Genomic DNA, 10,925 nt, shown 5'->3' on the forward strand with positions numbered 1-10,925 from the left:
TTGTTCGCACCTTCCCTAAAGTAGCGTAAACAAGACACCGGTTTGAGGCCGGTGTCAGGTGATAACTAGATCTGTACATAGGATCATTTTTTGTAATTAAATTACAGTCAATCTCCGTGAAAAATGAAAAGGCCCTGCTTATGCAGGGCCTTTTAGTTTCCAACTCAATTGTCGGTTTCCAACTCTAATGTCACGGTTTCCAACTTAAATGGTCGTGATCAGCGCCGCTATTACTTGGCGTAATCCTCGGTCGGAACGCAGGAGCAGAACAGGTTGCGATCGCCGTAAACGTCGTCGATGCGGTTCACCGAGGGCCACAGCTTGCTGGCGCGCACGGCGTCGGACGGGAAGACCGCCTCGGCGCGGGTGTAACCGCGGCTCCACTGCTCGTCCATGACGTCATCCTGGGTGTGTGGTGCATTGACCAGAGGGTTGTCGGTCAGGCTCCAGTGGCCGTCCTGCACCCGGGCAATCTCGGCGCGGATGGCGGTCATGGCCTCGACGAAGCGATCCAGCTCGCGCTTAGATTCGGATTCGGTCGGCTCGACCATCAGGGTACCCGCTACCGGGAAGCTCATGGTCGGCGCGTGGAAGCCGTAGTCCATCAGGCGCTTGGCCACGTCCATCTCGCTGATGCCGGAGGCCTCTTTGAGCGGACGTATGTCCAGGATGCACTCGTGGGCCACCCGGCCGTTACGCCCGGTGTAGAGCACGGGGAAGGACTCGCCGAGCTTCTTGGCCAGGTAGTTGGCGTTGAGGATGGCGACCTGGGTGGATTTCTTCAGCCCCTCGTCCCCCAGCATGGCGATGTACATCCAGCTGATGGGCAGTATGCTGGCCGAGCCGAACGGGGCGGCAGACACGGCGCCGTTGTCACGGCTCTCCTTGTCGGTCTTGACCACGGCGTGACCGGCCACGAAGGGAGCCAGGTGTTTTTTCACGCCGATGGGACCCATGCCCGGGCCGCCACCGCCATGAGGAATGGCGAAGGTCTTGTGCAGGTTGAGGTGAGAGACGTCAGCACCGATAAAGCCAGGCGCCGTCAAACCGACTTGCGCGTTCATGTTGGCGCCGTCCAGATAGACCTGACCGCCATACTGGTGAACGATGTCGCACACCTCCTTGATGGTCTCCTCGTACACCCCGTGGGTGGAGGGATAGGTCACCATCAGGCAGGAGAGCTGGTCCCCCACCTCCGCAGCCTTGGCGCGCAGGTCGTCCAGATCCACGTTGCCGGCCTTGTCGCAGGCGGTGACGATGACCTTGAGGCCCGCCATCTGGGCGGAGGCCGGGTTGGTGCCGTGGGCCGAGGCCGGGATCAGGCAGACATCGCGATGCCCCTCGCCGCGGGACTCGTGGTACTTCTTGATGGCCAAGAGGCCCGCGTATTCCCCCTGAGCGCCGGAGTTCGGCTGCATGCAGACGGCGTCATAACCTGTCACCTTCACCAGCCAGTCTTCGAGGTCTGCCAGTAGCAGCTGGTAACCCTGGGTCTGGGCCAGCGGGGCGAAGGGGTGCAGCTTGCCAAACTCGGGCCAGGTCACCGGGATCATCTCGGCGGTGGCGTTGAGCTTCATGGTGCAGGAGCCCAAGGAGATCATGGCGTAGTTCAGGGCCAGATCTTTCGCTTCGAGACGGTGGATGTAGCGCAGCATCTCGGTCTCGGAGTGGTACTTGTTGAACACCTCGTGGGTCAGCACGGCGTCGGTGCGCAGCAGATCCTGCGGGATGGCGTGATGGCCCTGGGCCTTGGCATCCAGGGCCGCGACATCGAGCCCGTGGCCTTGCCCCAGGAAGAGGTCGAACAGCTCGGCCACGTCCTCGCGGGTGGTGGTCTCGGAGAGGGACACACCGACAGCGCCGTCCAGATCCGCGCGCAGGTTGATGCCCAGCGCTTCGGCCTTGGCGATCAGCTCTGATTTGCCTGCGGTCAGCACGGTGAGGGTGTCGAACCAGCTATCGTGCTTGAGGGCCAGGCCCTTGGCCTTGAGGCCGAGCGCCAGGATGCTGGTCAGGCGATGGACGCGGGAGGCGATGGTTTTCAGCCCCACCGGGCCGTGGTAGACGGCGTAGAAGCTCGCCATGTTGGCCAGCAGCACCTGGGCGGTACAGATGTTGGAGTTCGCCTTCTCGCGGCGGATGTGCTGCTCGCGGGTCTGCATCGCCATGCGCAGGGCATTCTTGCCACGGGCATCCTTGGAGACGCCGATGATGCGGCCCGGCATGGAGCGCTTGTAGGCATCGCGGGTGGCAAAGAAGGCGGCGTGGGGGCCACCGTAACCCATGGGCACGCCGAAGCGCTGGGCAGAGCCGAACACCACGTCGGCCCCCAGTTCACCCGGGGATTTGAGCAGCAGCAGGGCGAGCATGTCGGTCCCGACGCAGGCCAGCCCCTTCTGGGCCTGGACCGCAGCGATCAGGGAACGCAGATCGGTCACGTTGCCGGTGGTGCCCGGGTACTGGAACATGGCACCGAACACCTCTTCGCTCACCGCGTCAGAGGCGGGGCCCACGGCCACGTCGAAACCGAAGTGCACCGCGCGCTCCTTGACCACGTCGATCACCTGGGGGTGAACATCGTCGGCCACGAAGAAGAGGTTGGACTTGGACTTGGCCATGCGCTTGGCCAGTGCCATGGCTTCGGCGGCGGCGGTCGCTTCATCGAGCAGGGAGGCGCTTGCCAGATCCATGCCGGTGAGATCCAATGTCAGCTGCTGGAAGTTCAGCAGAGCTTCGAGGCGGCCCTGGGCCAGCTCCGGCTGATAGGGGGTATAGGCAGTATACCAGCCCGGGTTTTCCAAGACGTTGCGCAAGATGACGTGGGGCACGTGGGTGTCGTGATAGCCCATGCCAATGTAGCTCTTGGCGACCTGGTTCTTGGCCGCATAGCCCTTGAGCTTGGCCAGGGCTTCCACTTCGGTCATGGGGGCGCCGATGCCGAGCGGGCCCGGGCGACGGATGGTGGCGGGGACAGTCTGCTCAATCAGATCGTCCAGGCTCTCGGCCCCCACGGTGGCGAGCAGGGCCCGCACTTCTTCCTCACCCGGGCCGATGTGACGGCGGATGAAATCGGTTTTTTGCTCGAGTTCAAACAGTGACTGGGTCATTTCCCTATTCCTGGTATGAAGTCCTGATAACCAAGACCTGATGTTCCTGATAGCCGGTGAATACCGGCTCCACTCATGTTCTGTGTCCGCCGCAGGCAGACGGGGAATGCGGCAAGGGCATCCCGAAGGCGCAAAGGCTGCGCCCTTCCTGCAACCGTCATGGCCGCAGGATGGCAGTCATACAAGAGGGCCCTGCTGTGTTGGCAGGGCCCGGGGGCATTACTCTTCGTCCACCACGTTCTGGTAGCCTTCGGCATCCAGCAGGTTGGCGAGCTCGCCCGCATCATCCAGCTTGATGCGGAACAGCCAGCCGGCACCGTAGGGGTCGGAGTTGACCAGCTCGGGGCTGCCTTCCAGCTCTTCGTTGATGGCCAGGATCTCGCCGCTCACCGGGCTGTAGATGTCGGAGGCGGCCTTGACCGACTCGGCCACGGCGCAATCTTCGCCGGCGCTCACTTGTTTGCCCACTTCCGGCAGGTCGACGAACACCATGTCTCCCAGCAGATCCTGGGCGTGCTCGGTGATGCCGACCACGGCTTCGCCGTTGGCTTCAACACGGACCCACTCGTGGGAGGTGGCATATTTCAGTTCGCTCGGGATATGGCTCATTTGTGCTTCCTTTATGCTCTTGGATCGCTTCAACAAAAATGGGTCGGCGAAGGGGCTCCCCTTCGCCGCAATCAATCATTACACCAGGGGCTGGCCGTTGCGCACGAAAGCCGGCTTGGTGACCTTCACGGTGACCAGCTTCTTGCGGATCTCGACCTGGGCTTCAGAGCCAATGTCGCGGGGCACCCGCGCCAGGGCGATGCTGTAACCCAGAGTCGGCGAGAAGGAGCCGGAGGTGATCACCCCTTCGCGCTGCTCACCGCTCTCGCTGGTGAAGGTGACCGGCATGCCGGCACGCAGCACACCTTTCTCTTCCATCACCAGACCCACCAGCTTGGGTTGGGTGCCGGCGGCTTTCTGGGCTTCCAGGGCGGCGCGACCGATAAACTGGCGATCGCTGGGCTCCCAGGCCAGAGTCCAGGCCATGTTGGCGGCCAGGGGCGAGATTGACTCGTCCATGTCCTGACCGTAGAGGTTCATGCCCGCTTCCAGGCGCAGGGTGTCACGGGCACCGAGGCCGCAAGGGGCCACGCCGTTGTCCAGCAGGGACTGCCACAGGGCGCAGGCCTGGGGCTCGGGCACCACGATTTCATAACCGTCTTCGCCGGTGTAGCCAGTGGTGGCGATGAAGAGATCCCCGGCCTGCACGCCGAAGAAGGGCTTCATGCCCTCGACCGCTGCATTTTGCTCAGGGGTGAACACCTTGGCCGCCTTGGCCTTGGCGTGGGGCCCCTGCACCGCGATCATGGCAAGCTCCGGGCGCTCGGTCACGCTCACAGAGAAGTCGATGGCGTGATGGCGGATCCAGGCCAGATCCTTCTCGCGGGTGGCGGAGTTCACCACCAGGCGGTAGAAGGTATCGGTCAGGTAATAGGTAATGAGGTCGTCGATGACGCCGCCTTCCGGGTTCAGCATGCCGCTGTAGAGGGCCTTGCCGGGGACGGTGAGCTTGGCCACGTCGTTGGCCAGCAGGTGTTGCAGGAAGGCTTTGACTCGCTCGCCGGTCAAATCGACGATGGTCATGTGGGAGACATCGAACATGCCCGCATCGCTGCGCACCGCGTGGTGCTCTTCCAGCTGGGAGCCGTAGTTGATGGGCATTTCCCAACCGTGGAAGTCCACCATCTTGGCGCCAGCTTCCAGGTGTTTGGGATGCAGTACAGTAGTCTGGATCATCGCTGTGTTTCCTTAAGCGTTCGCGACAACGCTCGCAATCCGCTCCGGCTCCCTTGCACAGCGGGAGGGCGAACCGCAAGGTCTGTGCTCGTTCCCACCCGTGGGGCAGGAGTGATTCCTTGAACGGAGCGGATTATATGACAAGAGCGCCGGTGTGCCGCTCAAAAAAAACTAATCCTGCTCCGACAAACAGACACCAGACACTAAGACAAAAACAGTGATAAAAACAGTACAAACCCGGGATGTTCGAGATTTAATGTTGATTTTTACCGTTACGTCACAATTTACAGAAAAACGTTTCGCTTCCCGCCAACATTAAAGGCTGACACCCCGGAGGGGCATTCAGCCTTGTCAGATTAGTTTTATTGTTAAAAATAGCGAGTAAGATTAGATTTTTTCACCCTTGGCAAGAGCAGGCAGCTCACCGTCCAGCCCCATGGCGGCCCGGATCACGCTTTGCTTGAGCGGCGCCAGGCCATCGACGGCCCGCAATCCCACCCCGCGCACCAGCTTCTTGAGGGGGTGGCTGCCACCAAATAGTCGCTTGAGCCCTTCCATCGCTGCCAGCATGCGGGCGGCCTCGCTCTTGCGCCAGCGCTCATAGCCGCGCAGGTTGGCCAGCAGGCCGATATCCGCCCCTGCGTTCTGGCTCTTGAGGAGCTGTTCGGCCAGGGCCGCCGCATCCAGCAGACCCAGGTTGACCCCCTGCCCCGCCAGCGGGTGTATGGTGTGGGCCGCGTCTCCCACCAGCACCAGCCGCTCGCGGGCAAAGTCCCGGGCGTAGCGGGCGGTGAGCGGAATGGCGCTGCGGGCCCCCTCCACCTTGCACAGCCCCAGCCGTCCATCAAAGGCGGTGGTGAGTTGGCGATTGAAGCCTTCATCGTCCAGGGCGCACAGCGCCTCGGCCCGCGTGGCGGGCACAGACCAGACGATGGAGCAGAGGTTGGGCTCCCACAGGGGCAGGAAGGCGAGCGGGCCTTCGGGGGTGAAGATCTGGCGCGCCACCGCCTCGTGGGGCTCGGCACAGCGCACCGTCGCCACCAGGGCGTGGTGACCGTAGTCCCAGCTGGTGAGCGGGATGTCCGCCTGACGGCGCACCCAGGAGTGGGCGCCGTCGGCGGCCACCACCACGCGAGCCGAGAGGGCACGGCCATCCTCCATCAGCAACAGGGCGCCCGCATCGCTCACTTGCAGGCTCTGGGCCCGGGCCGGGGTGAGCAGGCTGATGTTGTTCGCTCCCGCGATGGCATCGAGCAGCGCCAGCTGGATGACCCGGTTCTCGACGATGTGGCCGAGCGCCGGTTGGCGCAGGCTGGCGGCATCAAAGCCGATATGACCGAAGCTGTCCTGCTCCCACACCGCCATGCTGTCGTAGGCTTGCAGGCGCCGCGCCACTATGCCGTCCCAGGCGCCGACCCCCTGCAAGATGCGCTGACTGGCGAGGCTCAGGGCGCTGACCCTGTTGTCCGGTGCCTCCCCGAGCTGGGTGTCGGGCAGCTGCCCCTCGACGATGGCGATCGTGAGCGCACTGTTCTTGAGGGCGGCGGCGAGCCCCAGGCCCACCATACCGCCCCCCACGATCACCACATCCACATTTTGCATCTGCATCATCTCTATCCTTTCGTGGCTGATCGCCAGGATCAGCAGGAGGACGCCCGCTGGCATCCCCTCATCAAGTTGTTCGGTGTCGCCTCTTCTCGGCACACCTCATTCACGGCACAGATCGGCGACAAACCCCAGAGTGCGGGAGGCGAGCGGCGCCTGCAGCCAGGGCAGTCGCCCCATCAGGGAGAGCGCCAGATTGCGACCGGCCACCAGGGGGGCATGGCCGTTGGAGAAGAGCTGGGCCAGAGAGGAGGTGAGCCAGATGGTCTGCTCCTGATCCCCCTTGCGCCGCTGCCAGTAAGCGCTCAGCACCTCGAAACTGCCGATGTCCTCCCCGGCCGCGAGGGCCTGGGCCACCGCCTGGGTGAGCAAGTCCAGGTCGCGCATGCCGAGATTGAAGCCCTGGCCGGCGATGGGGTGCAACAGGTGGGCGGCATTGCCCACCAGCACGGTGCGCTGGGCCAGGGGATAGTCGGCCACCGTCAGCACCAGGGGGTAGAGGTTGCGCGCCCCTGTGCGCACGAAGCGCCCGAGCCGCCAGCCAAAGGCCTGCTGCAGACGGGCTAGGAAGGCGGCATCATCCTGCGCCATCAGGGCCTGCGCCTCGTCCCGCGGGACGCTCCACACCAGGGAGGAGAGCCCCTCCTGCATGGGCAGCAGCGCCAGCGGCCCCCCTTCGGTGAAGCGCTCGAAGGCCCGGCCGGCGGGATCCTCGGCGGTCTTGACCGTGGCGATGATGGCACTCTGCTCATAGTCATGGCGACTGACCGGCAGCTTGAAGTGCTGGCGCACGAAGGAGTTGCCCCCATCGGCCGCCACCAGCAGCCGGGTCTGGTAGCGCTCGCCGCTGGCAAGCGTCAGGGTCACCCCCTCCTCCTGTGGCGCTATGGTGGAGAGCTGGGCCGGGCAGCACAGCCTGATGTTCGCGGTGGCGTCCATCCCCTGCTGCAGCGCTATGCCGGCGGCAGAGAGTTCGATCACCTGGCCGAGGGCGGGCAGACCAAACTGCGCCGCCGTGAGCCGGGTCTGGCCGCAGTGACCCCGATCCGAGACATGGATATGGGTGATGGGGGCGCAGTGAGGAGCAAAACGGGACCAGAGCCCGTGCCGGGCCAGCGCCTCGCAGGTGCCGGCGGACAGCGCGATGGCGCGGGCATCGAAGCCGGGATGGGCATTGAGTTCGGGGGCGCTCGCCTCCAGCAGCAGGATCTGCAGGGGGGCACCGCTCGGCCCCTTCAGGGCGGCGAGGGAGAGGGCCAGCACGGCGCCGCTCATACCACCGCCGACGATAGCCACGTCGACGTGAACCGGATCAGAATGAGACATGAGAAGAGGGCATAGGCTAAAAACGTGGGCCAATGCTATCACAAAGGCGGGAGGCGGGATGCGAGGCCACGGGCAAAAAACAGATTTGGCACCGACAGTTGGCTCGCCAGAGCCCGCTCGGCACTCCCCTCCTCCGCGCAGAACCATCACGGAAAAAGAGCGCCATAAGGCGCTCTTTTCTATCTCCGTTCGGGCACTCTTGCGGGATTCAGTGCAGGGTCGGCGGGGTGCTCGGGGCATCCGGGCGCTTGCCGAACTCCTCGAACGCCATCATGACCCCGAGGCGCACGTGTTCGTAGAGCACCAGGAAGGAAGCTTCGTTCTCGTCATCCTCCTGATCGAACTCCGCCGAGACCTGGGTGATGCTGGCGATGTCCTGGATCATCTCCTGCAGCTCCTCGGAAGCCCTGGAGAGCTCCTGCTGCACCACACCGAAACCGGCCAGGAAGGCCTGGGACCAGTCCACCAGGGCATCGATGCGCTCGTCGAGCGGCGCCTCGTCACTTGGCAACAGCAGCTCGACCCCTTTTTGTGCCATCAGGCTCTCGATGACGCTCTGATAGAGCTCGGTCATCACCTGGCGCACCGGCGCCGGCAAGCCGAAACCATCGTTGATCAGATCGTTGAAAGGAGGCAGCCAGCTCTTGTCGTCCAGTACCACGCCACCGCACACCAGGCCGCAGATCACGCCATGGGCCTCGACAGCCGTCGCCATCAGCTCGTGCTGCTCCATCAGGTCGGCCACGGCCGCGTATTTCAGGGGGTTCGTTTTGCTCATCGAAGATCCGCTCAAAGTTCAGGCAAATATGCAAAAATTATGGCCGAGATCCTAGCATTCTCCCCCTCCCAGAGCCAGCAAGGCCTTGAAACTTCTGCATCTGCGCTATATAGTCCCGCCCAGTTGTCCACGTGGATAAAAGCGGGAATCAGCCCCGCCGTATTGAGGAAGGCATGAGCATAGAGGCCGTAGAAATCGTCATTTTGGGACGTCCCTACAAGGTATCCTGTCCCTTGGGACAACAGGATGCCCTGCGCCAGGCCGCCGACCAGCTGAGTGACAAGCTTATCGAGCTGCGTCAACGCTCCAAGGTCTCCAGCAATGAACAGCTTGCCATCATGGCGGCGCTCAACTTCTGTCATGAGCTCTGCCTTGAAAAAGAGAAGAACCACCAATACTCTGAGACCATGGACAAGCGGATCAAGATGCTGCAGCGCACCATAGAAGCGGCCTTGATCGAGCACGGTCAATATGGTGATTCCAGCGAGGAGGGCCGTCAGCCCTAAGCGCGACCCGTTTTAAAATTCCCTGGGGTGTGCGTCAGCCGGTTCAAGTCCCCGAGCCGATAATCATACCCAACAGGAGTTCTATCTTCTGACTATTGCGCATGCTCGGCCCGACCGAGAAGCCTGCGGCCAGTTTAGAACTCCGCCTTGAACTCACGGTTCAAGGGCCCAAACCGGCAACGGCATCTCCGGGGTACCTAACACAAGAGCCCGTCATTGATATGACGGGCTCTTTCTTTTTCTGCGTACAGCCCAGGGGCCCATCGTCCATGAACCAGGCGCAATAAAAAGCCCGCCGACGAGGGCGGGCTCTGTACCTGACCTGGATGCACTCAGACGGCCATCTGCTCGTGGGGCGAGCCATGGTGGCGCAGCCAGAGGAAACTCAGGGCTACGATCAGCACCATCACCACCATGATGGCCCCCAGGGTCACCTGCCCTTCCATTGGGAAGCTGGCGGCCAGCAGGGTGACCACACCGGCCCCCAGGTTTTGCATGCCCCCCAGGATGGCCCCGGCGGTGCCCGCCTGACCCGGGAAGGGCTCGATGGCGCAGGAGGTGGCGGTCGGGTAGAGGATGCCGCTGCCGATGAAGTAGACAGCCGCGCCCCCCACCAGGGAAGCCGCACTCACCACCCCGAACAGGCCGGGCACCAGAATGATGAGGGCCCCCAGCCCCAGGAAGGCAATACCAAGGCGCATCAGCTTGCCCTGGCTCAGGCGAAAGCTCAGGCGGGCCGAGAGCCAGGCGCCGAACAGGTAGCCGGGCAGCGGCAGCACGAACAGCACGCTCACGGTGCGGGCGCTCAGTTTGAGCACGTCGCCGAGCAGCACCCCGGCCGCCGCTTCGAATACCGCGAGTCCCGCGAAGGTCGCCATCAGGCAGAGCAGGTTGCCCTGAAAGCGCGGGTTGCCGAGCACGTGGCGATAGGCGGCGCCGACCCGCAGTGGTTGCTGACGGGCGCTCGCCGGCAGGGTCTCGCCAAACCAGGCCAGCAGGGCCAGGGTGGTCAGGGCGCCGAAGCCGAACAGGAACCAGTAGCCGGCGCGCCAGTTGAACAGCTCGGTCAGCCAGCCCCCCAGCACGGGTGCCAGCAGGGGGGAGAAGATCACCCCCATGCTCACCAGGCTGTTGGCGCGGTTGAGCTCGGCGCCGCTGTAGCGATCCCGCATCACGGTCCGGCTCATGGCGCCACCGGCCCCCGTGCCCAACCCCTGGATGAAGCTGCCGGCCAGCAGGGCGGCAAAGTGCGGGATCAGCTGAATGGTCAGGGTGCCCACCAGAAACACCATCATGCCGATGAGCAGCACGGGGCGACGACCTATGCGATCCGACAGCGGACCGTAGACGAACTGGGAGAGGCCATACGGGATCAGGTAGCAGGCCATCACCGCCTGCAACTGGCCGGAGGCCACATGAAAGTCCCCCGCCATCATGGGAATGGAGGGCACATAGAGGGTCTGGGTCATCTGGCCCACGGCGACCATCAGAATGGTCAGGAAAAACAGCGGATAAAAACTGTGCCGATACATATCTCAGTCCCGAAAAATCATCGAAAAGCTGCCCGCCTCTGGCAGAGAACCGCAGAGGGGATCCAATAAACAGGGTCAATCAAAGGTGAAACGCAAGGCGGAGGACCCGCACCCGCCAGGAGCAGGACGCTCTTTGGCTTGCGGTGATCTTAGTGATTCATGTCACAAAAAACGAACGAATCTTTATAATCTGCTTTCCCAAGTTTTTCTAATGTGACGGGGCCAGCGGCCCCGTCAAACTGACATCGAACGGGAGCGGGGCGCCTGTGCCCAGGCGCCCCGCTCC

At 63.3% G+C, this 10,925-nt stretch carries 8 protein-coding genes and 1 other RNA gene; 2 read left to right on the plus strand and 7 right to left on the minus strand.

The features are described 5' to 3' along the window. Positions 1 to 230: 230 nt before the first annotated feature. The 6 genes from gcvP to BN1127_RS14835 form a co-directional block, all read right to left on the minus strand. Positions 231 to 3,107 carry an aminomethyl-transferring glycine dehydrogenase gene (gene gcvP / locus BN1127_RS14810; protein WP_042649955.1) on the minus strand — a complete coding sequence of 959 codons (2,877 nt, stop codon included), beginning with the start codon at positions 3,105 to 3,107 and terminating at the stop codon, positions 231 to 233. Between the two features lie 219 nt (positions 3,108 to 3,326). Then, positions 3,327 to 3,716 carry a glycine cleavage system protein GcvH gene (gene gcvH / locus BN1127_RS14815; RefSeq protein ID WP_005329287.1) on the minus strand — a complete coding sequence of 130 codons (390 nt, stop codon included), beginning with the start codon at positions 3,714 to 3,716 and terminating at the stop codon, positions 3,327 to 3,329. A gap of 78 nt (positions 3,717 to 3,794) precedes the next feature. Beyond that, complete coding sequence (gene gcvT / locus BN1127_RS14820) at positions 3,795 to 4,892, minus strand: glycine cleavage system aminomethyltransferase GcvT (protein ID WP_005329285.1); 1,098 nt, start codon at positions 4,890 to 4,892, stop codon at positions 3,795 to 3,797. A 387-nt stretch (positions 4,893 to 5,279) separates the two neighbouring features. After that, on the minus strand, positions 5,280 to 6,500 hold the full coding sequence (locus tag BN1127_RS14825) for an FAD-dependent 2-octaprenylphenol hydroxylase (RefSeq protein ID WP_042649959.1): 1,221 nt from the start codon (positions 6,498 to 6,500) through the stop codon (positions 5,280 to 5,282). Positions 6,501 to 6,599: 99 nt separating this feature from the next. Beyond that, the gene (gene ubiH, locus BN1127_RS14830) at positions 6,600 to 7,823 is read right to left on the minus strand and encodes a 2-octaprenyl-6-methoxyphenyl hydroxylase (RefSeq protein ID WP_042649956.1); all 1,224 of its coding nucleotides are present in this window, start codon (positions 7,821 to 7,823) and stop codon (positions 6,600 to 6,602) included. Positions 7,824 to 8,031: 208 nt separating this feature from the next. Beyond that, on the minus strand, positions 8,032 to 8,601 hold the full coding sequence (locus BN1127_RS14835; protein WP_042649957.1) for a UPF0149 family protein: 570 nt from the start codon (positions 8,599 to 8,601) through the stop codon (positions 8,032 to 8,034). A gap of 173 nt (positions 8,602 to 8,774) precedes the next feature. Between BN1127_RS14835 and zapA the strand changes: the two genes are divergently transcribed. Next, complete coding sequence (zapA, locus tag BN1127_RS14840) at positions 8,775 to 9,107, plus strand: cell division protein ZapA (protein ID WP_041205956.1); 333 nt, start codon at positions 8,775 to 8,777, stop codon at positions 9,105 to 9,107. Between the two features lie 16 nt (positions 9,108 to 9,123). Next, a non-coding RNA gene (ssrS, locus tag BN1127_RS21690) (6S RNA) lies at positions 9,124 to 9,306 on the plus strand. A gap of 133 nt (positions 9,307 to 9,439) precedes the next feature. Here the strand turns inward: ssrS and emrD are convergent. Then, positions 9,440 to 10,639, minus strand: coding sequence for a multidrug efflux MFS transporter EmrD (gene emrD / locus BN1127_RS14850; RefSeq protein WP_042649958.1), 1,200 nt, complete (start codon positions 10,637 to 10,639; stop codon positions 9,440 to 9,442). Between the last annotated feature and the right edge of the window lie 286 nt (positions 10,640 to 10,925).

Origin of the sequence: Aeromonas media, assembly GCF_000819985.1 — a bacterium.
GTDB lineage: Bacteria > Pseudomonadota > Gammaproteobacteria > Enterobacterales > Aeromonadaceae > Aeromonas > Aeromonas media.

Coding starts and splice junctions, on each gene's coding strand:
- gcvP (WP_042649955.1), bottom strand. CDS start 3,107: ATGACCCAGTCACTGTTTGAACTCGAGCAAAAAACCGATTTCATCCGC.
- zapA (WP_041205956.1), top strand. CDS start 8,775: ATGAGCATAGAGGCCGTAGAAATCGTCATTTTGGGACGTCCCTACAAG.
- gcvH (WP_005329287.1), bottom strand. CDS start 3,716: ATGAGCCATATCCCGAGCGAACTGAAATATGCCACCTCCCACGAGTGG.
- gcvT (WP_005329285.1), bottom strand. CDS start 4,892: ATGATCCAGACTACTGTACTGCATCCCAAACACCTGGAAGCTGGCGCC.
- BN1127_RS14835 (WP_042649957.1), bottom strand. CDS start 8,601: ATGAGCAAAACGAACCCCCTGAAATACGCGGCCGTGGCCGACCTGATG.
- emrD (WP_042649958.1), bottom strand. CDS start 10,639: ATGTATCGGCACAGTTTTTATCCGCTGTTTTTCCTGACCATTCTGATG.
- BN1127_RS14825 (WP_042649959.1), bottom strand. CDS start 6,500: ATGCAGATGCAAAATGTGGATGTGGTGATCGTGGGGGGCGGTATGGTG.
- ubiH (WP_042649956.1), bottom strand. CDS start 7,823: ATGTCTCATTCTGATCCGGTTCACGTCGACGTGGCTATCGTCGGCGGT.